The 23,393-nt window shown below is 71.1% G+C and carries 20 protein-coding genes; 8 read left to right on the top strand and 12 right to left on the bottom strand.

Annotation, left to right across the window (positions count from 1 at the left end; all coding sequences use genetic code 11):
* The first annotated feature begins 36 nt into the window (after positions 1-36).
* Positions 37-753 carry a helix-turn-helix domain-containing protein gene (locus AC068B_RS38205; protein WP_478676061.1) on the top strand — a complete coding sequence of 239 codons (717 nt, stop codon included), beginning with the start codon at positions 37-39 and terminating at the stop codon, positions 751-753.
* An 87-nt stretch (positions 754-840) separates the two neighbouring features.
* Here the strand turns inward: AC068B_RS38205 and AC068B_RS38200 are convergent, their stop codons facing one another.
* Positions 841-1,866 carry a 6-phosphofructokinase gene (locus tag AC068B_RS38200; protein WP_468557150.1) on the bottom strand — a complete coding sequence of 342 codons (1,026 nt, stop codon included), beginning with the start codon at positions 1,864-1,866 and terminating at the stop codon, positions 841-843.
* A gap of 290 nt (positions 1,867-2,156) precedes the next feature.
* On the opposite strand from AC068B_RS38200, the gene pta reads away from it, so the two are divergent.
* The 3 genes from pta to pyk all read left to right on the top strand — a co-directional run bounded on the left by pta (position 2,157) and on the right by pyk (position 6,985).
* A complete protein-coding gene (gene pta, locus AC068B_RS38195; protein WP_478676060.1) occupies positions 2,157-4,235 on the top strand; it encodes a phosphate acetyltransferase in 2,079 nt (692 codons plus the stop codon).
* Positions 4,236-4,263: 28 nt separating this feature from the next.
* Complete coding sequence (locus tag AC068B_RS38190; protein ID WP_478676059.1) at positions 4,264-5,481, top strand: acetate kinase; 1,218 nt, start codon at positions 4,264-4,266, stop codon at positions 5,479-5,481.
* 73 nt (positions 5,482-5,554) lie between these two features.
* A complete protein-coding gene (gene pyk / locus AC068B_RS38185; protein ID WP_478676058.1) occupies positions 5,555-6,985 on the top strand; it encodes a pyruvate kinase in 1,431 nt (476 codons plus the stop codon).
* A 69-nt stretch (positions 6,986-7,054) separates the two neighbouring features.
* On the opposite strand, the gene AC068B_RS38180 is transcribed toward pyk, so the two are convergent.
* The 4 genes from AC068B_RS38180 to AC068B_RS38165 form a co-directional block, all read right to left on the bottom strand.
* Positions 7,055-8,458 (bottom strand): hypothetical protein, encoded by a 1,404-nt coding sequence (locus AC068B_RS38180; protein ID WP_478676057.1) that lies wholly within the window; start codon positions 8,456-8,458, stop codon positions 7,055-7,057.
* Positions 8,448-9,008: a DUF6114 domain-containing protein gene (locus AC068B_RS38175; RefSeq protein ID WP_478676056.1), complete on the bottom strand. Its 561-nt coding sequence runs from the start codon at positions 9,006-9,008 to the stop codon at positions 8,448-8,450. The genes AC068B_RS38180 and AC068B_RS38175 overlap by 11 nt, the downstream gene beginning before the upstream one ends.
* Positions 9,009-9,169: 161 nt before the next feature.
* Positions 9,170-9,787, bottom strand: coding sequence for a DUF6230 family protein (locus AC068B_RS38170; RefSeq protein ID WP_356256647.1), 618 nt, complete (start codon positions 9,785-9,787; stop codon positions 9,170-9,172).
* 669 nt (positions 9,788-10,456) lie between these two features.
* Positions 10,457-11,446, bottom strand: a complete 990-nt coding sequence (locus AC068B_RS38165) for a tetratricopeptide repeat protein (RefSeq protein WP_478676055.1) — start codon at positions 11,444-11,446, stop codon at positions 10,457-10,459.
* Positions 11,447-11,783: 337 nt separating this feature from the next.
* Between AC068B_RS38165 and AC068B_RS38160 the strand changes: the two genes are divergently transcribed.
* Positions 11,784-12,425, top strand: coding sequence for a TetR/AcrR family transcriptional regulator (locus tag AC068B_RS38160; RefSeq protein ID WP_478676054.1), 642 nt, complete (start codon positions 11,784-11,786; stop codon positions 12,423-12,425).
* 76 nt (positions 12,426-12,501) lie between these two features.
* Here the strand turns inward: AC068B_RS38160 and AC068B_RS38155 are convergent, their stop codons facing one another.
* Both AC068B_RS38155 and AC068B_RS38150 read right to left on the bottom strand, forming a co-directional pair.
* On the bottom strand, positions 12,502-13,512 hold the full coding sequence (locus AC068B_RS38155) for an SDR family NAD(P)-dependent oxidoreductase (RefSeq protein WP_478676053.1): 1,011 nt from the start codon (positions 13,510-13,512) through the stop codon (positions 12,502-12,504).
* Positions 13,509-14,690 (bottom strand): UDP-N-acetylglucosamine--N-acetylmuramyl-(pentapeptide) pyrophosphoryl-undecaprenol N-acetylglucosamine transferase, encoded by a 1,182-nt coding sequence (locus AC068B_RS38150; protein ID WP_478676052.1) that lies wholly within the window; start codon positions 14,688-14,690, stop codon positions 13,509-13,511. The genes AC068B_RS38155 and AC068B_RS38150 overlap by 4 nt, the downstream gene beginning before the upstream one ends.
* Before the next feature lie 64 nt (positions 14,691-14,754).
* Here AC068B_RS38150 and AC068B_RS38145 point away from each other — a divergent pair, with 64 nt between their 5' ends.
* Both AC068B_RS38145 and AC068B_RS38140 read left to right on the top strand, forming a co-directional pair.
* Complete coding sequence (locus tag AC068B_RS38145; protein WP_478676051.1) at positions 14,755-15,495, top strand: response regulator transcription factor; 741 nt, start codon at positions 14,755-14,757, stop codon at positions 15,493-15,495.
* Positions 15,492-16,892 carry a sensor histidine kinase gene (locus AC068B_RS38140; protein WP_478676050.1) on the top strand — a complete coding sequence of 467 codons (1,401 nt, stop codon included), beginning with the start codon at positions 15,492-15,494 and terminating at the stop codon, positions 16,890-16,892. Before AC068B_RS38145 ends, AC068B_RS38140 begins: the two co-directional genes overlap by 4 nt.
* 11 nt (positions 16,893-16,903) lie before the next feature.
* Here the strand turns inward: AC068B_RS38140 and AC068B_RS38135 are convergent, their stop codons facing one another.
* The 5 genes from AC068B_RS38135 to AC068B_RS38115 form a co-directional block, all read right to left on the bottom strand.
* On the bottom strand, positions 16,904-17,995 hold the full coding sequence (locus AC068B_RS38135) for an alpha/beta fold hydrolase (protein WP_478676049.1): 1,092 nt from the start codon (positions 17,993-17,995) through the stop codon (positions 16,904-16,906).
* A 318-nt stretch (positions 17,996-18,313) separates the two neighbouring features.
* Positions 18,314-20,014, bottom strand: a complete 1,701-nt coding sequence (locus AC068B_RS38130) for an acyl-CoA mutase large subunit family protein (protein WP_478676048.1) — start codon at positions 20,012-20,014, stop codon at positions 18,314-18,316.
* Positions 20,015-20,088: 74 nt separating this feature from the next.
* Positions 20,089-20,421, bottom strand: a complete 333-nt coding sequence (locus AC068B_RS38125) for a DUF3817 domain-containing protein (protein WP_478676047.1) — start codon at positions 20,419-20,421, stop codon at positions 20,089-20,091.
* 77 nt (positions 20,422-20,498) lie between these two features.
* Positions 20,499-21,008 carry a MarR family winged helix-turn-helix transcriptional regulator gene (locus AC068B_RS38120; protein ID WP_055564582.1) on the bottom strand — a complete coding sequence of 170 codons (510 nt, stop codon included), beginning with the start codon at positions 21,006-21,008 and terminating at the stop codon, positions 20,499-20,501.
* 10 nt (positions 21,009-21,018) lie between these two features.
* Positions 21,019-22,266: an MFS transporter gene (locus AC068B_RS38115; protein WP_478676046.1), complete on the bottom strand. Its 1,248-nt coding sequence runs from the start codon at positions 22,264-22,266 to the stop codon at positions 21,019-21,021.
* A gap of 85 nt (positions 22,267-22,351) precedes the next feature.
* On the opposite strand from AC068B_RS38115, the gene AC068B_RS38110 reads away from it, so the two are divergent.
* On the top strand, positions 22,352-23,353 hold the full coding sequence (locus AC068B_RS38110; protein ID WP_478676045.1) for an ArsR/SmtB family transcription factor: 1,002 nt from the start codon (positions 22,352-22,354) through the stop codon (positions 23,351-23,353).
* Positions 23,354-23,393: the final 40 nt, after the last annotated feature.

The raw sequence follows: 23,393 nt of genomic DNA, 5'->3' as shown, positions 1-23,393 counted from the left end.
CGCACCGTAGTCGCCACCCCCACGGGCGCCTACGGTGTGCCCGTGCAACCGAGCCAACCGCCGCACCAGCCCACGCCCCCGTTCGACTTCCCCGCCGCCCGGCGCCTGCGGGAGGCGCTAGGGATGGCGCACGGGCATGTCGCCTATGGGATGCGGGCCAGTTATGGGCTCGCCTACGTCACCGCCGACACCATCGCCGCCTGGGAGCGCGGGCTCTCCTCGCCCACTTCCGCCGAGCTCACCGCGCTCGCCGCGACGCTGTGGTGCTCGCCCGGGGAGCTGATGGGGGCCGCGCGGACCCTGCGCGAGCACCGGATCGCGCGCGGGCTCGCGCCGGAGGACGTGGCGCGTGGGGCGGGCGTGGAGATTCAGGCGTATCTGCGGATGGAGGAGACCGACACCTGGCGGGGGAACGAGCGGCAGTCCGCCGCCCTCGCCGAGGTGCTGACGCTCTCCGTGCCCGACTTCGTGACCGTGACGGGGCGGGCGGAGCAACTCGCCGAGTTGTTGCGCAGTGCCGTCAGCACGCGCTGGCAGGGGTACGTCAGGCCCGTCAGCAAGCTGCTGCCCGTGGAGAAGCGGCACGTCGAGGACGTGCTGCGGCAGATGCACGAGGACTATCAGTCACGGATGGCGCGGACGCTGAGCTGGGGCGGCGGGGCCGGTTCCGACGCGTCCGGGGAGGCCGGGCGGGATTTCTTGGAGCGGATCCTCGAGCATTTCTGGTCCTTGGTCCGCGGAGGTCGGGGCTGAGTCCCTTGATCCACCGGGACCAAGGTCCAGGGAGACGGGTCGGAAGAAGGGGTACAAGGGTCCTTTAGAAGACCGACTCCGCCTCGTCTAGAAGACCGACTCCGCCTCGTCCATGCGGTCCTTCGGGACCGTCTTCAGCTCGGTGACCGCGTCCGCCAGCGGCACCATCGTGACGTCCGTGCCGCGCAGCGCCGTCATCTTGCCGTACTCCGCGCGGTGCGCCGCCTCCACCGCGTGCCAGCCGAAGCGGGTCGCGAGGACGCGGTCGTACGCCGTGGGGGTGCCGCCGCGCTGGACGTGGCCGAGGATGACCGGCTTGGCCTCCTTGCCGAGGCGGGACTCCAGTTCGTACGCGAGGGCCGTGCCGATGCCCTGGAAGCGCTCGTGGCCGAACTGGTCGATCGCGCCCTTGCCGTAGTTCATCGTGCCGTCCTGCGGGTGCGCGCCCTCCGCGACGCAGATCACCGCGAACTTCTTGCCGCGCGAGAACCGCTCCTCGACCATCGCGACCAGGTCGGCGGGGTCGAAGGGGCGCTCGGGGAGGCAGATGCCGTGGGCGCCGCCCGCCATGCCCGATTCGAGGGCGATCCAGCCCGCGTGGCGGCCCATGACCTCGACGACCATGACGCGCTGGTGCGACTCGGCGGTGGTCTTGAGGCGGTCCATCGCCTCCGTCGCCACGCCGACCGCCGTGTCGAAGCCGAAGGTGCGGTCCGTGGAGGAGATGTCGTTGTCGATGGTCTTCGGCACGCCGACCACCGGAACGCCCGCGTCGGACAGCATGCGCGCCGCCGTCAGGGTGCCCTCGCCGCCGATCGGGATGAGCGCGTCGAAGCCGGAGCGCTCGATGAGCTCCTTGGCGTTGTCGCAGGCCGCGCGGAAGCGGTCGCGCTCCAGGCGGGACGAGCCGAGGATGGTGCCGCCACGGGCCAGGATGCCGCTGACTGCGTTCAGGTCGAGGGCGCGGTACCGCCCGTCGAGCAGGCCCGCGTAGCCGTCCTCGAAGCCGATGACCTCGTCGCCGTAATGCGTCACGGCACGGTGCACGACCGACCGGATCACTGCGTTGAGGCCGGGGCAGTCGCCGCCCGCGGTGAGAATTCCGATACGCATCGCGCTGTGTCTCCTGCTCGCTACTGGTACTTGTGAGCCGGTCCGATTGTTCCACGGCCGGAGGGGGGTCGCCGCTCACGGATGTCCGACGGATGTGTGTCCGAGAGGTGGGCAGGGACCTTGGTACCGGCCTTGCAGGGCCTTTCGTCCGGCGGGCGACCCCATCGGGCGCAGAGGTATTGTCAAGAGGACACACCCGCGATATCGGGTGCTTTGTCCGTCTCCTCCGGCCTTCCGCGCCGGGCATCCACACGACAGCGAAGCAGGACAGACAGAAGGGGAGAGCACGCGTGACGCGCAGCGTGTACGTGACCGGCATCGACCGGGGCGACGGTCGCCAGGTCGTCGAGCTGGGAGTCATGGAGCTCCTGACCCGCCAGGTCGACCGGGTGGGTGTCTTCCGGCCACTGGTCCACGACGGCCCCGACCGCCTCTTCGACCTGCTGCGCGCCCGGTACAGGCTCTCGCAGGACGCGGGCTCGGTGTACGGCATGGACTACCACGAGGCGTCCGCGATCCAGGCCGAGCAGGGCACCGACGAACTGGTCTCGCAGCTCGTGGACCGGTTCCACCGGGTCGCTAGGGATTATGAAGTCGTTCTCGTGCTGGGCACGGACTTCGCCGACACCCAGCTGCCCGACGAGCTCGCGCTGAACGCCCGGCTCGCCAACGAGTTCGGTGCCTCCGTGCTCCCCGTGGTCGGCGGCAGGAAGCAGACCGCCGAGTCGGTGCGCGCCGAGACCCGCAACGCCTACCGTGCGTACGACTCGCTCGGCTGCGACGTCCTCGCGATGGTCACCAACCGGGTGGCCCCGGCCGACCGGGACGAGATCCACCAGCGCCTGGACGCCCGCCTCCCCGTGCCCTGCTACGTCCTGCCGGACGAGGCCGCGCTCTCCGCGCCGACGGTCGCGCAGATCGCCCACGCGCTGGACGGCCGCGTACTGCTCGGCGACGACTCGGGCCTCGCGCGCGACGCCCTGGACTTCGTCTTCGGCGGCGCCATGCTGCCCAACTTCCTGAACGCCCTGACGCCGGGATGTCTGGTGGTCACCCCCGGCGACCGCGCCGACCTGGTCGTGGGCTCGCTCGCCGCGCACAGCGCGGGCACCCCGCCCATAGCCGGTGTGCTGCTGACCCTGAACGAACAGCCGGGACAGGAGATCCTCACCCTCGCCGACCGCCTCGCGCCCGGCACCCCGGTGGTCGCGGTCTCCGGCGGCTCCTTCCCCACGGCGGGCGAGCTCTTCGCGCTGGAGGGCAAGCTGAACGCGGCGACGCCCCGCAAGGCGGAGACCGCGCTCGGCCTCTTCGAGCGGTACGTCGACACCCCGGACCTCCTCAGGCGCGTCTCGGCGCCCAGCAGCGACCGCCTCACGCCGATGATGTTCGAGCACAAGCTCCTGGAGCGGGCCCGCGCCGACCGGCGCCGCGTCGTGCTGCCCGAGGGCACCGAGGAGCGGGTGCTGCGCGCCGCCGACGTGCTGCTGCGCCGCGGCGTCTGCGACCTGACCCTGCTCGGCCCGGTCGAGCAGATCCGCAAGAAGGCCGCCGACCTCGGCGTGGACCTCGCCGACTCGGAGCTCATCGACCCGCAGACCTCCGAGCTGCGGGATCGTTTCGCCGCCGCGTACGCGGAGCTGCGGGCCCACAAGGGCGTCACCGTCGAGCTCGCGCACGACGTGGTGGCGGACGTGAACTACTTCGGCACGCTGATGGTCCAGGAGGGCCTCGCCGACGGCATGGTGTCGGGCTCCGTGCACTCCACGGCGGCCACCATCCGCCCGGCCTTCGAGATCATCAAGACCAAGCCGGACGCCTCCATCGTGAGCTCCGTCTTCTTCATGTGCCTCGCCGACAAGGTCCTGGTGTACGGCGACTGCGCGGTCAACCCGGACCCGAACGCCACGCAGCTCGCGGACATCGCGGTGCAGTCGGCGGCCACCGCCGAGCAGTTCGGGGTCGAGCCGCGGATCGCGATGCTCTCGTACTCGACGGGCACGTCCGGTTCGGGCGCCGACGTCGACAAGGTGCGCGAGGCCACCGAGCTGGTGCGCGGGCAGCGCTCCGACCTGAAGATCGAGGGGCCCATCCAGTACGACGCCGCGGTGGAGCCGTCGGTCGCGGCCACCAAGCTGCCCGACTCGGACGTCGCGGGCCAGGCCAGCGTGCTGATCTTCCCCGACCTGAACACCGGCAACAACACCTACAAGGCCGTGCAGCGCTCGGCCGGCGCGATCGCCGTCGGCCCGGTCCTCCAGGGCCTGCGCAAGCCGGTCAACGACCTCTCCCGGGGCGCGCTCGTCCAGGACATCGTCAACACCGTCGCCATCACGGCGATCCAGTCCCAGGCCCAGCCCACCGCGTAATCACCCCCCACAGAAAGCGCCTCCATCAGTGACCGCCACTCGCGTACTCGTCCTCAACTCCGGCTCCTCGTCGGTGAAGTACCAGCTGCTCGACATGCGGGACCACTCCCGTCTCGCCGTCGGCCTGGTCGAGCGGATCGGCGAGGAGACCTCCCGGCTCAAGCACACCCCGCTGACCGGCGGCGGCGCCGAGTCCCGTGAGCGCGAGGAGCCGTTCGCCGACCACGAGGCGGCGCTCAGGGCCGTCGCCCAGGAGCTGTCCGACGACGGCCTCGGCCTCGACTCCCCCGAGCTCGCCGCGATCGGCCACCGGGTGGTGCACGGCGGGCTGAAGTTCACCGCGCCGACGGTGATCGACGACGAGGTGCTGACGGAGATCGAGCGGCTGGTCCCGGTGGCGCCGCTGCACAACCCGGCCAACATCACCGGCATCCGCACCGCGCAGGCGCTCCGCCCCGACCTGCCCCAGGTCGCCGTCTTCGACACCGCGTTCCACACGACGATGCCGGAGTCCGCGGCGCGCTACGCGATGGACGTGAAGACGGCCGACGAGCACCGCGTGCGGCGCTACGGCTTCCACGGCACGTCCCACGCGTACGTCTCGCGCCGGACCGCGAAGCTGCTCGGCAAGACGCCGGAGGACGTCAACGTCATCGTGCTGCACCTGGGCAACGGCGCTTCGGCGAGTGCGGTGCGGGGCGGGAAGTGCGTCGACACGTCGATGGGGCTCACGCCGCTTGAGGGGCTCGTGATGGGTACCCGTTCCGGTGACATGGACCCGGCCGTGATTTTTCATCTCGCCCGGGTCGGCGGAATGTCCATCGACGAGATCGACATTCTGCTCAACAAGAAGAGCGGTCTGATCGGGCTCTGCGGCGACAACGACATGCGGGAGATCAGGCGCCGTATCGATGCCGGTGACGAAGAGGCGGCGCTCGCCTTCGACATCTACATCCACCGTCTGAAGAAGTACATCGGCGCCTATTACGCGGTGCTCGGCCGGGTGGACGCGATCGCGTTCACGGCCGGGGTCGGCGAGAACGCCGCTCCGGTGCGGGAAGCTGCGGTGGCGGGCCTGGAAGAGCTGGGTCTCGCGGTCGACGGTGCACTCAATTCCGTACGTTCCGACGAAGCCCGGCTCATTTCGCCGGAGTACGCGCGCGTGGCCGTCGCCGTGGTGCCCACCGACGAAGAACTGGAGATCGCCGATCAGACGTATGCATTGGTCAGCGACCGCAACGCCTGAGCGCACAGCCGCCCATTTGTAGATTCCACCAGACGGAATATTCCGTAGCGAAACAAACCGATAGGATCGCCCCATGCGCCGTTCCAAAATCGTCTGCACGCTGGGCCCCGCCGTCGACTCCGAAGAGCAGCTCGTCTCGCTGATCGAGGCCGGCATGAACGTGGCCCGATTCAACTTCAGCCACGGCACGCACGCCGAGCACCAGGGGCGGTACGACCGCGTCCGTGCGGCCGCCGGGAAGACCGGCCGTGCCATCGGCGTCCTCGCCGACCTGCAGGGCCCGAAGATCCGTCTGGAGACCTTTGCCGAGGGTCCCGTCGAGCTGGTGCGCGGTGACGAGTTCACCATCACCACCGAGGACGTCTCCGGCGACAAGTCGATCTGCGGCACGACCTACAAGGGTCTGCCCGGCGACGTCTCCAAGGGCGACCAGATCCTCATCAACGACGGCAACGTCGAGCTGCGCGTCGTCGAGGTGGACGGCCCGCGCGTGAAGACGATCGTCGTCGAGGGCGGTGTCATCTCCGACCACAAGGGCATCAACCTGCCCGGCGCGGCCGTGAACGTGCCCGCCCTTTCGGAGAAGGACATCGAGGACCTCCGCTTCGCCCTGGAGATGGGCTGCGACATGGTCGCCCTGTCCTTCGTGCGCGACGCCAACGACGTCAAGGACGTCCACAAGGTGATGGACGAGGTGGGCCGCCGGGTCCCCGTCATCGCCAAGGTGGAGAAGCCGCAGGCCGTCGCCAACATGGAGGGCGTCGTCGCGGCGTTCGACGCCGTGATGGTGGCCCGTGGCGACCTCGCCGTCGAGTACCCGCTCGAGAAGGTCCCGATGGTGCAGAAGCGCCTCGTGGAGATGTGCCGCCGCAACGCCAAGCCGGTGATCGTCGCGACCCAGATGATGGAGTCGATGATCACCAACTCGCGCCCCACGCGCGCCGAGGCGTCCGACGTCGCCAACGCGATCCTGGACGGCGCCGACGCGGTCATGCTGTCGGCCGAGTCGAGCGTCGGCGCGTACCCGATCGAGACCGTCAAGACGATGTCGAAGATCGTGCAGGCCGCCGAGGGCGAGCTGCTCTCCAAGGGCCTGCAGCCGCTGGTGCCCGGCAAGAAGCCGCGCACGCAGGGCGGTTCGGTGGCCCGTGCCGCGTGCGAGATCGCGGACTTCCTCGGCGCCGAGGCGCTGATCGCCTTCACGCAGTCCGGTGACACGGCCCGCCGTCTGTCCCGCTACCGCGCGGCCCAGCCGATCCTGGCCTTCACCACGGACGAGTCGACCCGCAACCAGCTCACGCTGAGCTGGGGCGTGGACACCTACGTGGTGCCGCACGTCGACAACACCGACGCGATGGTCGAGCTCGTCGACGCCGAGCTGGTCAAGCTCAACCGCTTCAACGACGGCGACACGGTCGTCATCACGGCGGGCTCGCCCCCCGGCGTCCCCGGCACCACCAACATGGTCCGGGTGCACCACCTGGGCGGCGGCGAGCGCGACTGATCCCCGCCCCGTACGACACCGAGGGCGCCCCCTGCGAAAGGGGGCGCCCTCGGTGTATGTCGCGGCGGCTCAGTCGGTGATCGACTGGTGCAGCCCCGGAATCGTCAGGTTCCCGCCGAACTGGCCCGCCTGCTGCACCTTCACGTCCGTGAAGTAGATCAGCGGGATGTTCAGCGGCGGCGGGTGCTCGGGGTCGAAGGTGATCGGGATGAGCCCGAACAGCTTGCCCGAGATCCGCTCGGTGTACATCGTGGTCTCGCCGCCCCGGATGGTGGACGTGGTGCCCTTGGCGGCCTCGACGTGGTACTTCTTGCCCGCCGGTCCGTCCACGATCTGGTGCAGGTCGCCGATGTCCGTGTTCTGGACGACGTACTTCAGGGCCTGCTTGGACTTGCCGTTGGGCATCTGCAGGTTGACGACACCCTGGTAGTCGGCGCCCTTGAGCGTGAGCGAGCTGGCTTCCAGGTGCCACGGCTGGTTCGGGATCGGCGAGGGTGTCTGCTCGGCCTCTCCGTCGACCTTCTTCTCGACCACGCACGGGAACGGCTTCTTGCCGTCCGCGTCCGGGGCCATCGGGTCCTCGGCTTCGTCCTTCGCGTCGTCCTCGGCCTTCTTGCCGGCCTTGTCCGCCGCGTCCTTCGCCGCCTTCTCCGCGTCGTCCGTGACCTTGCCGGCCTCGTCCTTCGCGTCGTCGACGCCGTCCTTGAGTCCGTCCTCGACCTTGTCGACCGTGTCCTCGACGGGCTTGGTGACCTTGTCCGTCGTGTCCTTGGCCTTGTCCTCAGCGGACTCGGCACCGGACTCGGCCTTCTCCGACTCGGACGGGTCCGGCTCCGGGCTCTCGGACTCCTTCTTGTCGTCGGGCGTGAAGACGTCCTTGAGGGCGTCGCCGACACCCAGCGGGTCCCAGGGGTTCTTGGTCTCGGTGGGCTCGGGAGTCTTCTCCGGCTCCTTGTCGCCGTCCTTGTCGCCGGTGGACGGGGTGGAGGCCGGGTCGTCCTTGTCGTCGCCTGCGCTGTCGCCGTCGCCGCCGCTGTCGCCCTTGTCGCCCGCGGAGGGCGAGGTCGACGGGTCCGGCTTCTTCGCGTCGTCCCCGGCGTCCTTCTTCTTCGCCCGGTCCTCGGCGTCCTTCTTCGCCTTCGCCTCGGCGTCCTTCTTGGCCTCGGCCTCGGCGTCCTTCTTCGCCTTGTCCGCCGCGTCCTTCTCGGCGTCCTCGGCGTCCTTGTCCGGAGCCGTGACACACGGCCCGTCCTGGAAGGGGTTGTCCGGAACACCCGGCTTGGCCTGTGCGAGCGTCGGGGTCAGCCCCATGCCCATCAGCACGGCGGTGGGCATCGCGGCGATGGCTATCGCCTTCCCCGCGGGAACCTGCAGCCGGGTCAGCAGCGGCTTCCTGGGTGCCGCGTGGCGCGGCCCGGTTCTCGCCCGGGGCTCCCCCGCAAAGCCCTCGTGGTGCACCTCGTCAGCCGGCACGGTGCCTCCCGTTCGTCCCGTTGGTCGGGCTCGTTCCTGACAGATCGTCCTGCGCGCCGCTCACCCCACCCGCGGCGGTGGGCTCGGGGACCCCGTCACCCACGGGGCCGCCGGACTCTCCTGTCGTACGTCCCTTCGCGGGGTCGCCCGCAGGCTTCGCGGCCGCCCAGGAGACGCCGAGGGCGCCGCCGATCAGGGCGAGCAGGAAGCCGATGACGAAGCCGCCGAAGTTGGACACCACCAGGGAGACCAGGGCGAGCAGGATCGCCGCGACGCCCGCGAAGACACGGGAGTGCGGCTGGAACCACATGGTCAGGCCGAGCACGACCAACAGCACGCCGATGATCAGTGATCCGGCACCGGCGGTGGTCGCCATCCGGATCGTCATCGTGCCGAGCGTGAGGTTCGCGTACGGGAAATACATGATCGGGATGCCGCCGAGAAGTGTCAGCAGACCACCCCAGAACGGGCGCTGACCGCGCCACCCTCGGAACGATCGGCGCATCCGGCCGAGCTTGTCGCCCAGTCCCACTTGCGCTTCGGCGCTCATGTCGTACAGCTCCTCGGGAATGGCGTTGGTTCTGTGTGTCGTGCGGATTCGGGCACGGGGACGGCTCCGTCATGTGCCGTCGCGCCCCCGCGCCCGGCCGTTCTCATCGCACCGAGTGCGCACCGGGCCGCCTGATGCGGTCCGCTAGGGCATCAACTGCCCTAGTAGCACTCGTGCTTGCCCTTCTTGACCGACATGCCGAGGCCAGAGAGCTTGAAGGTACCGGCGGTGGTCGCCCACGCACGCTGCTTGACGTCGGTGAACTTCACCGACTCCGCCTGCTGCGCGAACGAGTCCGGGGCGTACTTGTCGCCCTTCGCCGGGCCGGGGCCCTTGGTGGTCTGGTCGACCGAGACACCGATGTCGACCTTGTTGAAGGTCGCGTTGGCCTTCAGGTCATCGGCGTCGATGTAGAGCTTCTTGGCCTCTACCTTCGGACCACCCTCGCCACCGGCCTTGAGGGTCATCGACACATCGCCGAAGACCGGGACCGGAACGACCACGGACTGGCAGAGGTTGGTGATCGTGGCCTCTTCGAGACCGACGACGGCGACCGGGTGGTTACCCGACTTGCCGCTGTCCAGAGCTCCGTACTGGACGAATCCCGTACCGTTGAGCTCCTTGGCAGTCACCTTGAACTGCTGCCCTGACACACTGAACGATGCCGCGAGCGCGCCCTGGGACAGGGCGACACCTATCGCGGCAGTAGCCGCGACGCTCGGCACCATGACTACGGCGAACCGCTTCCATCTGGTTCCGCCACGAGCCACGGACTCCATGACTTTCCTCCTTCTCGGACGTACATCTCCGGCCCTGACTGCTGCCGTTCGGGCGGCTCAGCCGGGCAGGGATGGGAGAAGTGCTACGTCCTCGGGAAGGAGAGCGCCTGCATCGGAGGCGCGCTGCCGCACCACTCATCACCGGCGATCACCCCCGAGCGACAACCACTGGTCGCGCCTGACGCATCACGCACAACCTCTCGGACAGGCCCTGCCGGTACCGGCAGAGACCCCCCTGTCCAAGACCGGCGACGGCGTCACCGGCCTGCTCGGTGGGGACCCAGAAGGCCCGCTCCCGAGTGGCTGTCGGGGTACGGGTCAATGGACCGAGCGTGGCCGATCGTGGTGCATTCTCGGCCCCCGCACAAGGGGGTTCGTTACTCGCTAGTAACGGCCCGATAACCGAAGCGCGACCGCGCGGTATCGATCGGCCACAGACGGTGGCTCAAAGAGGGGGAGCAGAACGGGACATCAGCGGGCGTAACAGCCCACAAGGAAGCCGATGCCTTACTCCAAGTAACAGTGGCCGCGTTTACCAAGTTTTGGCAAAGCGCGGCCACTGTGGTGCCTCGGGAACAGACTTTTCACTCCGGCATCACAACGCCCCGCGTTTAGGGACTGGTCAGCCGACGGGCCGGGAAACAAACCGGCCGGAGTACGGACACAGGGTCAGAAGAGCACCCGGGCGAGCGCCGTGCGGGCCGACGTCACCCGCGGGTCCTCGCCGCCCACGACCTCGAAGAGTTCGAGCAGCCGCACCCGGGCGGCGTCCCGGTCGTCACCGGCCGTGCGCCGCACCGTGTCGATGAGCCGCCCGAAGGCGTCCTCGACATGGCCGCCCACCAGGTCCAGGTCGGCGGCGGCGATCTGCGCGGGCACGTCCGCCGGGCGGTCGGCGGCGTCCTTGCGGACCACCTGCGGGTCCAGGCCCTGCACCCGCAGGAGCAGCTCGGCCTGGGCGAGGCCGAGCTTGGCCTCGGTGTTGGCGGGGTCGTCACTGAGCACGTTCTTGTACGCCTGCACGGCACCGGCGAGGTCACCCGCGTCCAGCGCCTGCACGGCCGCTTCGAGCAGGGCGTCGTGCGGACCCGCCGGGACCTCCGGCGCCCCGGGGGCCTGCTCGCCCTGCGCGCCGGCGCCCGCGTCGACCACCAGGCCGGTCAGGCCGAAGCGCTCCTCGCCGACCTGGATGAGCTGGTCCAGGGTCTGGCGGATCTGCGCCTCGGGAGCGGCGCCCTGGAAGAGGGGCAGGGCCTGTCCGGCCACCACCGCGAAGACAGCCGGGATCCCCTGGACCCCGAACTGCTGCATCAGCATCTGGTTCGCGTCGACGTCGATCTTGGCAAGGAGGAAACGGCCGTTGTATTCCTGCGCGAGCCGCTCGAGAAGGGGGCTCAGCTGCTTGCACGGCTCGCACCACTCGGCCCAGAAGTCGATGACGACCGGGACCTCGGTGGAGCGCTGCAGGACCTCGAGCTCGAAGCCCGCCTCGTCGACATCGATGACAAGGGAGGCCGGGGAGATCGCGGCGCCCGCCGCACCCCCGCCCTGCCGGGCCGCTTCGGCGCGCGCTTGCTCCGCCTTCGCCTTGGCCTCCTGGGCCGACTTCACCGCGGCGAGGTCGACGACTCCGCTCATGGACATGTTCCGTGGCTGCATGAGTACATCCTCCCCCAAGCCGTGCGGGAACCGTGCCCGTCCGTGACCCTCCGCCGGAATGCGGGGGGCACGGGCGACACGGTTCGAGGTCGCTGTGGAGACCGGCGGACCGGTCGTTGGCCCGGGGTCCCCACCCCGGTCCGGTGGTCGTGCTGTGTGGTTGTCGCTCGTGGCTCTCGCTCAGGGGCGTACGGGACGCGCCGTCCACCGTCGCCCAGAAGCTTTCGCTACGGGTCGTAGCGTAACTGTCGCGCACCGGGCGTGGGGAGACGGCTTCCGGTGATCTCGCTCACTCGGCACCCCGGAAGGCCGCGTACTGGCCGGTATGGTCGCCGCCATGCAGAGCCGTACGTCGTCCACCACGTCTCCCGCCCGCACCGGCGGCCGTCCGCGCAGCGCGGCCGCCGACGCCGCGATCCTGGAGGCGACCCGGCAGGGCCTCGTCGAGCTCGGCTGGTCCAAGCTGACGCTGGGCGCCGTCGCCACGCGGGCGGGCGTCGCCAAGACGACCCTGTACCGGCGCTGGGCGGGCAAGAGCGAGCTGGTCGTGGACGCGGTGGCCGAGCTCTTCGACCAGTTGGAGCTGCCCGACCGGGGCAGCCTCGCCGCGGACATCGAGGGCGTCGTCCTGCAGTTCGCGGTGCTGCTCGGACGGCCCGAGACGAAGACGGCGCTGATGGCGGTGGTCGCGGAGTCCACGACGGACGAGCCGCTGCGGAACCGTATCCGCACCTCCATCGTGGACCGCCAGAAACGGCTGGTCCTCGCGGGCCGCAGACGGGCCCAGGAGCGCGGCGAGCTCCCCGCGGAGCCCGACGCGGTCTCCGCGGGCCGCACCGCCGACCTCATCTTCGACGTGATCGCGGGCGCGGTGGTCCACCGCACCCTGGTCAGCGCGGAGCCGGTGGACGAGGAGTGGGCACGCCGCTTCACGCTCCTGCTCCTGGGCGGCCTGGCAGCGGCCGCGGCACAGCCCTGAGCGGGTGACGCGGGGGTGTCGAGGCCAGGGGCGCGGGGAACTGCGCGACCAGCCCCCACGCACCCGCAGCCAAAGGTCAGACCTGGTACCTGTCCGCAGCAAAGAGATTCAGGTTCTCGGCGACCCAGGCCGAAGTGTGCTTGAGACCGTCCGTGAGGGAGACCTCAGGAACCCACCCCGCCCACTCCCGCGCCCGGGTGTTGTCCGACAGGAGCCGCTGCACCTCGCTGCCCGAGGGCCGCAGCCGCGCCGGGTCGACGACCACGGACGCCTCCCGCCCCGACGCCGCGATCAGCGCCTCCGCGAGGTCCCCGATGGAGATCTCCCGGCCCACGCCGAGGTTCACCGCGTGGCCCAGCGCCCGGTCGGCCACCGCCATCGCCATGAAGCCCCGCGCCGTGTCCGTGACATAGGTGAAGTCCCGCGTCGGCGTCAGCGAACCCAGCTTGATCTCCCGGGCCCCGGAGTGCAGTTGGGCGAGGATCGTGGGGATGACCGCACGGGCCGACTGGCGCGGGCCGTACGTGTTGAAGGGCCGCACCACCGTCACCGGCAGCTCGAAGGCGTGCCAGTGCGAGAGCGCCATCATGTCGGCGCCGATCTTCGATGCGGAGTACGGCGACTGCGGCTGGAGCGGGTGCGACTCGGCGATCGGGGCCGTCAGCGCCGTCCCGTACACCTCGCTCGTGGACGTGTGCACCATGCGCCGCACGGAGTGCCTGCGGCACGCCTCCGCGACGTTCTCGGTGCCGACCACGTTCGTCTGGACGTACGCGCCGGGCGAGTCGTACGAGTACGGGATGCCGATCAGCGCGGCGAGGTGGAAGACGGTGTCGCACCCGGCGACCGCGTCCATCACGCGCCCGGCGTCCCGCACGTCGCCCGCGATCATCTCGACCCGCGGGTCGCCGAGGAGGTGGGCCAGGTGCCCCTTCTCCGCGTACGGCTTGTAGTGCACGAAGGCGCGGACCTTCGCGCCCGCTTCGAGGAGCTGGTCGACGAGCGTCGAGCCGATGAAGCCCTCGGCGCCGGTGACCAGGACGGTGCGGTCCTGCCAGGAGAAGGGGGTGGCGGCGGACGTGTTCATGCGTACTCCAGGTGAGGGGTTGCGTGGGCGAGTCGAAGCACCCGCTCGGCGAGCAGGTCGGCGGCGCGGGCGTGCGGTCCGGGATCGGCGGCGCCGCTCATGGCGGCGAGCCGCACCGGGTCCGCGAGGAGCGGGCCGAGCAGCTGCGCCAGCCGCTCGTCGGTGGTCTCGGCGTCGGGCAGCAGGAGGCCCGCGCCCGCGTCGGAGAGGACCCGGGCGTTGTGGGTCTGGTGGTCGCCGGGGGCGTGCGGATAGGGCACGAGGACGGCGGGGACGCCGGTGGCGGCCAGTTCGGCGACCGTCGCCGAGCCCGCACGGCACACGACGAGGTCGGCTGCGGCGTAGGAGAGGTCCATGCGGTCGAGGTAGGGGACGGCCCGGGCGACCGTGTCTCCGCCCTCGGCGGCGAGCCGCGCCTGCGTCTCCTCCAGGGCCGCGGGACCGGTCTTGATGAGGAGGTGTACGTCCCTCCGGTCACGCCAGCGCGCCGCGAGGCCGACCGCCGCCGCCGTGAGGCGGGCCGCGCCGAGGCTCCCGCCGTTGAAGAGGATCAGCCGGGCGCCGGGCGGCACGCCGAGCTCACGCCGGGCCGCCGGGCGCAGCGCGGCCCGGTCGAGCGCGGCGAGCGGCGCCGCGATCGGCATGCCGGTGGTGTGCGCGCGCTCGCCGCCGGGCAGATGGGCGCGGCTGCGGTCGAAGGCCACCGCGATGTTCGGGGTGAGCCGGGCGGCGAAGCGGTTGGCGCGGCCGGGGACGGCGTTGGACTCGTGGATGAGGCTCGGCAGCCCGGTCATGCGGGCGCCGACGATGACGGGGGCGCTGGGGTAGCCGCCCATGCCGACGGCGACCTGTGCGCCCTGCTCGCGCAGGATGGTCCGGCACTGGGCGCCGGACTTCACCAGCGCCGCGGGGAGCAGATAGCGGCGGGCGCCGAGCGACGGGTCGAAGGGGATCATGTCGACGGTGTGGAGGCGGTAGCCCGCGTCCGGTATGAGCCGGGTCTCCAGGCCCCGTTCGGTGCCGACGAAGGAGATCACCGCGCCCGGCACGGCCCGGCGCAGGGCGTCGGCGAGGGCGAGGCCGGGATAGATGTGCCCACCGGTGCCGCCCGCGCCGATGACGACGGAGAGCCCGGCGCGGCCCGGGGCGGCGGCGCGGTCGGAGTGAGTGGTTCGCATGGCAGTGGAGCATCACGCGAGGGTCTAAGAGGGTTTTAAGAGCCGCGTTTGGCACCTTTGGTTCATGAGCTTCACGAGTGTGACCAGCAAGGGCGGCCCGCCGGGCGCGGGCGGGGCGGCGCACCGGATCCTCGTCGTCGACGACGACCCCGAGGTCCGCGCCGCCGTCGAGGACGCCCTGACGGTCGAGGGTCATCACGTACGGGGCGCGGCGGACGGCCACCGCGCGCTCACGGCGGTCGCCCGCTGGCAGCCCGACCTGGTCGTCCTCGACGTCCTGATGCCGGTCATGGACGGCCTCGCGGTCTGCCGTCAGCTGCGCGCCGCGGGCGACCGCACGCCGGTGCTCGTGCTGACGGCCCTGGACTCGGTGAGCGAGCGCGTCGACGGCCTGGACGCGGGCGCCGACGACTACCTGGTCAAGCCGTTCGCCCTGGACGAGCTGGTGGCCCGGGTCAGGGCCCTGCTGCGGCGCGCGACGCCGGAGCGCGCGGCGGACGACGGCGACGAGCTCGCGTACGGCGATCTGGTGCTGGATCCCGCGACGCGCACGGGCCGCCGCGGCGGGCGCCGGGTCGAGTTCAGCCGCACGGAGGCCGTCCTGCTCGAACTGCTCCTGCGCAACGCGGGCCAGGTCCTGCCGCGCGAGCTGATCCAGCAGGCGGTGTGGGGCCGCGACTTCGGGCCCGACTCCAACTCCCTCGCCGTGTACGTAGGTTATCTGCGCAGGAAGCTCGAATCGGACGGCGAGCCCCGCCTCGTCCACACCGTGCACGGCGTCGGCTACCGGCTGGGCTCCCCGTGAGCGCGCGGCGCAGGCTCGGCGCGCGGTGGCGGCGCCGCAGGCCGCTGCGGACCCGCCTCGCGGTGGTCGCCGCGGCCGCCGTGGCCGTGGTCGCGATCGGGGTGTGTGCCGCCGCGTTCTTCGTGATCCGCTTCAAGCTGTACCAGCAGCTCGACCAGAACCTCGCCCAGTCGGCGACGCTCATCGCCCAGCAGCACCGCAGCGAGGGTCTTGGCGTCATGACGGGCGAGTGCCGTTTCCTCGGCGCGCCCGCCTGCTCGCAGATCGTGCCCGCGGACGCGAAGGACGACCCGGCGAAGCCGTACCTGCTACCCGTGTCGGGGCTGACGCGCTCGGTCGCCGACGGCCACCGGCCCGCGTACTACTCGAACTTCACGCTCCCCGGCGGCAAGCCGGGTCGCATGTACACCACCACGTTCGGCAAGGAGGGCGAGGCCGTGCAGGTCGCCCTGCGCGCGGACATCGCCGAGCGCGGGGTGCGCCAGGCCGCGTCGCTGCTCGCCGCGGTGGGCGGCGCCGGTGTGCTGCTCTCGGCGGTCGGCGGCTACTGGGTCTCCCGCACGGGCCTGGCGCCGATCACCCGGCTCACGGCCACCGCGGAGCGCATCGCCGCCACCCGCGACGCCCGCCACCGCATCGAGCTGCCGCCCGGCCGCCCGGCCCGTGAGGGCCACGAGGACGAAGTGACCCGCCTGGCCACCTCGTTCAACACGATGCTCGCCGAACTGGAGGAGTCCGTCACGGCCCGCCGCCGACTGGTCGCCGACGCCTCGCACGAGCTGCGCACCCCGCTGACCGCGCTGCGCACGAACGCCGAACTCCTCGCCAGGGCGGACCGGCTGACGGACGCCCAGCGCGAGCGGGCCTCCGGTGCGCTCGGCCGTCAGCTGCGCGAAGTCACCGGCATGGTGAACGACTTGATCGAGCTGGCCAGGGACGCGGAGCCGCAGCCCCTGCTCGAAGAGGTACGGCTCGCCCCGCTGGCCGCCCACGCGGTCGACGCGGCCCGCGGCCACTGGCCCGCGATCCGCTTCACGCTCCAGGTGGCGCCGGAGGCGGCCGAGCTGAGCGTGCCCGGCGTACCGGCGCGGCTGTCCCGGCTGCTCACCAACCTGGTCGACAACGCGGCGAAGTTCAGCCCGCCGGGCGGCCCGGTCGAGGTCGCGCTGACCCGCGAGGCGCTGACGGTGCGCGACCACGGCCCGGGGATCTCGGAGGAGGACCTGCCGTACGTCTTCGACCGCTTCTACCGTGCCGAGAAGGCCCGCGCGCTGCCCGGCTCGGGCCTGGGCCTGGCGATGGCGCGCCAGATCGCGCATGCGCACGGGTCGGAGCTCACGGCGGAACGGGCACCGGGCGGGGGCGCACTGTTCCGCCTGACGCTGCCGGAACCCTGACCGGAGTTGGGCTACTTCTTCGACCAGGCGCAGCTGCCCAGCGTGGCCTTGCCCTTGGCGACGAGCCGGTCGGCCTCGCGGGCGACGAGCACGCGGGTCTTGTCGCTCTTGCACACCACGGTGCGGTCCCCGTGTCCCGCCAGGTCGACGAGGATCTGGTCCCAGTGGCGGTACTGCACGTCGTGCCCGGAGTCCGCGTAGGTGCGCACCTTCGCCGTGTCCGGCAGCTCCCGCTGCCACGCCTTCAGGGTCTCGGGCGGCACGGTGGTGTCCTTCTTACCGCCGTAGAGGTAGACGGGGGCGTCCAGCTTCGACAGGTCGGGGCCGGGGCGTCCGCAGTACAGCTTCTGCTCGTGCACCTGGGGCGCGGGGTCGGCCTGCTGGCCGCGCTGGTTGTAGGTGCGGGCGCCTTCCTCGTACGCGGTGTCGGCGAAGCCGGGAATCGACTTCACGGGACTGTCGTCGGGGAAGGCCCACCACTTGCGCGGGTCCTTGATCTGGTCCCGCACGGCGTCGGCGAGCGCGTCGTCGGAGAGGCCGCAGTACTCGGGCTTCGTGCCGTAGGGCGGCAGGGCGGCGGCGAGGTGGAGCTGCGAGATCCGCTCGGGGGCCTGCGCGGCGAGCTCGGCGGCGTAGGGTCCGCCGCCGGATATCGCGACGACGGACACGTCGTCGATGTCCAGCTTGTCCAGTACCTCCAGGGCGTCCTTGGCGAAGTCGCCCTTGCCGAGGTTCTTGTCGAACGCGGTGTCGCCGAAGCCGTTGCGCTCCACGGAGATGAGGCGCAGGCCCAGGTCCTCACGGGTGGTGCGGAAGAAGTCCGTCATGTGCGAGGCGCGGGCGCTGGTGCCGGTGCCGCCGATGAACAGGACGGGCTTGCCGTCCTTCTCGCCGGTGTCCGAGTAGTGCGCGGTACGCCCGTCGGAGAGCTTCGCCGCGCGCACGGCGGGGCCGAGCGAATCGAAGTCGTCCTGCACCTTGGGCTCGGGCGGCGGGCTCGCACTCACCTCGCCGGATCCGCCCACAAGGAGTGCACCGAGGACGGTGCAGGTGGCGGCTCCGATGGCGAAGGCGGCGGTGCGGGCGTGACCGGTCGAGCTCACGGAGTCTCCTGGGGCGGGGGGTGGCTGGCCGGGCGTGCGCCTGCCCTGGCCCCTGGGCCTTAAACCTCCGACTTTCGGCCCCGCCCGTTTCGTCGCCGTCTGCGGGTGGTGGGGGCTGGTCGCGCAGTTCCCCGCGCCCCTAAAAACACCCCGCCCCCGGCAACGCCCCAGCCACCCCCTCGGGGGCGAGGGACGCCGCGAAATGGCTCCGGCGCGGGGGACTGACCTAGGGGCGCGGGGAACTGCGCGAGCAACCCCCACCACCCGCAGAGGGCCGCGCACGATCCGCCCCCACACCCCCGCAGACAGCGAACCGTCCTAGAACCCTGGCGGCTCCACGTAAACCCCCCACTCATCGCGAAGCACCCCGCAGATCTCCCCGAGCGTCGCCTCCGCCCGGACCGCCTCCAGCATGGGCTCGATCATGTTGGCCCCGGACCGAGCCGCCGCCAGCATCGCGTCGAGCGCGCCCCGGACCACCGCATCGTCACGCCGCCCCTTGCGCCCCGCAAGATCCCGTACCTGGTCCCGCTCCACCTCATGGCTGACCCGCAGGATCTCCAGGTCACCCGTGACCGAGCCTTCGAGGCAGTTGACGCCGACGACCCGCTTGTCGCCCTTCTCCAGGGACCGCTGGTACTGGAAGGCGGACTCGGCGATCTCGCCGGTGAACCAGCCGTCCTCGATGCCACGGAGGATGCCCGAGGTGATCGGGCCGATCGGGTGCTGCCCGTCCGGCTGCGCCCGACGCCCCCGCTCCTTGATCTGCTCGAAGATCTTCTCCGCGTCGGCCTCGATGCGGTCGGTGAGCTGCTCGATGTACCAGGAGCCGCCCAGCGGGTCGGCGACGTTCGCGACGCCCGTCTCCTCCATCAGCACCTGCTGCGTACGGAGCGCGATCTCCGCGGCCTGCTCGCTCGGCAGCGCGAGGGTCTCGTCCAGGGCGTTGGTGTGCAGGGAGTTCGTGCCGCCGAGCACCGCGGCGAGCGCCTCCACCGCCGTACGCACGACGTTGTTGTACGGCTGCTGGGCGGTGAGCGAGACACCGGCGGTCTGCGTGTGGAAGCGCAGCCACTGCGCCTTGTCGCTCTTGGCGCCGTACTCGTCGCGCAGCCAGCGGGCCCAGATGCGGCGGGCGGCGCGGAACTTGGCGATCTCCTCGAAGAAGTCGACGTGCGCGTCGAAGAAGAAGCTGAGCCCCGGCGCGAAGACATCGACGTCGAGCCCGCGGCTCAGGCCCAGCTCCACGTACCCGAAGCCGTCGGCGAGGGTGTACGCGAGCTCCTGCGCGGCCGTCGCTCCGGCCTCGCGGATGTGGTAGCCGGAGACCGAGAGGGGCTTGTACGCGGGGATGTCACGCGCGCAGTGCTCCATCAGGTCACCGATGAGGCGCAGGTGCGGCTCGGGCTGGAAGAGCCACTCCTTCTGCGCGATGTACTCCTTGAAGATGTCGGTCTGGAGCGTGCCGTTCAGGACACCCGGGTCGACGCCCTGCCGCTCGGCCGCGACGAGGTACATGCAGAAGACGGGCACGGCGGGCCCGCTGATCGTCATCGACGTCGTCACGTCGCCGAGCGGGATGTCCTTGAAGAGGACCTCCATGTCGGCGGCGGAGTCGATGGCGACGCCGCAGTGGCCGACCTCGCCGAGCGCGCGGGGGTCGTCGGAGTCGCGGCCCATCAGCGTCGGCATGTCGAAGGCGACGGAGAGGCCGCCGCCGCCGTTGGCCAGGATCATCTTGTAGCGCTCGTTCGTCTGCTCGGCGTTGCCGAAGCCCGCGAACTGGCGGATGGTCCAGGTCCGGCCGCGGTACCCGGTCGGGTAGAGCCCGCGCGTGAAGGGGTACTCCCCGGGCCAGCCGATCCGCTCGAACCCGTCGTACGTGTCCCCGGGCCGCGGCCCGTAGACGGGGTCGACCGGGTCCCCGGAGAGCGTGGTGAAGTCCGCGTCACGCTTGCGGGCCTTGTCGTAACGGGCCTGCCAGCGCTGGCGGCCTTCCTCGATCGCGTCAGCGTCCATACCTTCGAATTTACTAGGACGTCCTAGTAAAAGTCGATGCCCAACCGCCACGGACCTGTCCGTGGCGGTGGAGGTTACGCCTTGGCCGTGGCCGGGGAGCCCTTGACGATCAGCGGCTCCACCTCGCGGACGACCTTGCGCTCGACGAAGAATGCGGCGGTCGGGATCGTGCCCGAGACCAGCACCCACAGCAGCTTCCCGAACGGCCACTTCGCCTTGGAGCCCAGGTCGAAGGCGAAGATCAGGTAGATGATGTAGAGGACTCCGTGGACCTGGGAGACCACCAGGGTCAGACCCTCGCCCTTCTCGAAGCCGTACTTCGCCACCATGCAGGCGCACAGGATGAGGAGCATGACGGCGGTGACGTAAGCCATCACCCGGTAGCGGGTCAGCACGCTGGATTTCATGGCTACGAGCGTAACGGCCCGTTATGCGCGATCTTCGGCGCCCCCGACCCGGGCGGAACGGGCGGGTCCGACGAGTCCTACTTCTCCTCGAAATCCTCCGCCGCCACCCGCAGCGGCCTGAGCATCGCGAAGATCTCCCCGCACTCCTCCGCGTCGTACACCCCGAGCCCGAAGTCCATCGCCATCAGCTCGCGGGTCGCGGCCTCGACGACCTCGCGGCCCTTCTCCGTGATCGAGGCGAGCGTGCCGCGGCCGTCGTTGGGGTTCGGGCGCTTGTCGACCAGGCCTGACTTGACCAGGCGGTCCACCGTGTTCGTGACCGACGTGGGGTGCACCATGAGCCGCTCGCCGATCTTCGACATCGGCAACTCACCGGCCTGCGAGAAGGTGAGCAGGACCAGCGCCTCGTAGCGCGCGAAGGTCAGTCCGTACGGCTTGACGACCGCGTCGACCTCGGCGAGCAGGATCTGGTGCGCACGCATGATCGAGGTGATCGCGCCCATCGCCGGGACTGATCCCCAGCGCTGCTTCCAGAGCTCGTCGGCGCGGGCGATGGGATCGAAGGGGAGGCTGAGCGGCTTCGGCACGCCATCGACCTTACCGGTCGGTCATATGCTGGTCAGCCCCGTCTCGCGATTCGGTCGAACGTACCTCCGCCGCCAGGATCAGGCAGCAGAGCGTGCCGAGCACCCCCGCACCGGCGACGACCGTGCTCACCGCGACGAACTCCGCGGCCAGCCCCGCGAGCGCCATGCCGACGCCCTGGATCGTCATGAGGCCCGCCGTGTGCACCGTCATCGCGCGGCCCCGCAGCTCGTCGGGGACCGCGTCGACGAACCAGCGGTCAAGACCGAGGGTGTAGGCCGAGCCCGCCCCGGCAAGCGCCAAGGCCATCAGCGCGGGGACGAGACCCGGCGTGACCGCGTACACGGTGAGCGGCACCAGCGTGAGCGAGACGAGCGGCAGCACGATGCGGGCCCGCGCGGACGCGGAGAGCACCGACCCCGCGTACAGCTCGGCGGCGATGGTGCCCACCGGCAGGGCGCACATGAGGAGCCCCACCCCCGCGACGCCGACGCCGATCTCGTCCGCGTAGGGCGCGGCGAGCACCTCCGGGGCGACCAGGAACATGGGCGGCACCCAGAAGAGCAGCAGGAGGGCCCGCACGCGGCGGTTGCCGAGCACCTCCCGCGCGCCGCCCAGGGAGTAGCGCACGAGCGCGTCGCCACCGCCGTTCCCGCGCGCGGGCCGCCGTTTCGTCCCGCACCGCAGCAGCAGCGCGGACGCCGCGAACGTGCAGACGGTGATGGTGAGCGCCCCGCGCGGGGACACGACGGTGAGGAGTACGCCGCCGAGCCCGAAGCCGACCAGGACGGAGCTCTGCGAGACGATCCGCAGCAGGGAGCGGCCGAGGACGAACAGGTCGCCGTCGCCGAGGATGTCGGTGAGGGTCGCCATGCGCGTGCCGTTGAAGACGGGCGCGACGAGGGCGATGACGCAGCGCAGCGCGAGCAGTCCGGCGACGGGGGTCGCGGGCAGCGCCATGAGGCCCGCGCACCCGGCACACAGGACGTCGCAGACGACGAGCACCCGCCGCGGCGGATACCGGTCGGCTATTCCGGACAGCAGGGTTCCGCCCACCAGGTACGGCAGCATGCCGAGCGCGAAGGTGAGCGCGCTGAGCAGCGGCGACCCGGTGAGGCCGTAGACGAGGACGGTCAGCGCGATCTCGCTGACGACGACGCCGAGCAGGGAGAGCGCGTGCGCGGCGAAGACGGCACGGAACTCGCGGACGGCGAAGACGCGGGTGTAGCCGGTGGGCTCCGGAGGCGGCAGTGGTGGCATGGGCGCAGCCTCACGCGAGTGGGCGCGCTGCCCTAAAGTTTCGGGCCCGGCCGAATCTTCAATGGTGGCGATAAAGGGAGGTTCCTTGCCGTTCCACATCCACTTCGGGCAGGACGATCTGCTGCGCTGCCGGTTCGCGGTGTCGCCCCTGTGGGAGACGCAGGAGGCCGTACGCACCCTCAAGCGTCCCGAGCGGCACGCCTATCACCCGCGGTGGCTGCGCCGGATCCGCGAGGCGGGCCGTGGGCTCGACCTCTCCGCGCTCTGGCTCCTGATGCCGCGGCGCGGGCACTCCCCCGACTTCCTCGGCCCGCCGCCGATCGGGCCCGCGGCGCGCTTCGATGAGGAGATCGCGGCGGTCCGTGCGTCCGATCCGGTGGCCGCGCGGGACGACATGGCGCGGGCACTCGCCTGTACCCCGGGCGCCGCCGACTCCCCGAAGGGGCGGGCGCTGCTCGCCGATCCCGCGGCCGCCGTCCTGGAGCTCGCGGACGCCATGGAGGCGGCCTGGCACGCGTTGATCGAGCCGGACTGGCCGCGGCTGCGCGCGCTCCTGGAGGCCGATGTCGCCTTCCATTCGCGGCGGCTCGCGGAGGTCGGCCTCGGCGGGCTGCTTCCGGAGCTGGACCGGCGGCTGCAGTGGGACGCGGGCAGGCTCACCGTGGAGTGGCGCGACGAGCACGTGCGGCACCTGTCGGGGCAGGGGCTGATCCTGATCCCGAGCGTCTTCTCCTGGCCGGACGTGGTCAGCGGGTTCGATCCCCCGTGGCAGCCGACGCTCGCCTATCCGGTGCGGGGCATCTCGGGGCTGTGGGCGGAGCCTTCGGACCGTACGCCCGAAGCGCTCGTACGGCTCCTCGGCCGCGGGCGCGCCACCGTGCTCGCCGCGCTCGACGCGCCCGCCACCACGTCGGGCCTCGCGCACCGCCTCGGTCTGGCGCAGTCGTCCGTGTCGGCGCATCTGACGGCGCTGCGGGGCGCCGGACTGCTGGTGTCGCGGCGGTACGGGCACCAGGTGTTCTACGAGTGCACGCCGCTCGGCACCGCCCTGGCCGCCGGGGGCGGTGTGGCACAAGAGTTTGACTAGTCCTTTATGTAACGATTGCCGGGCTGACTGACCGTCACCG

Source organism: Streptomyces sp. NPDC042371 (assembly GCF_056437465.1).
This window is presented reverse-complemented; position numbering and strand designations above follow the sequence as displayed.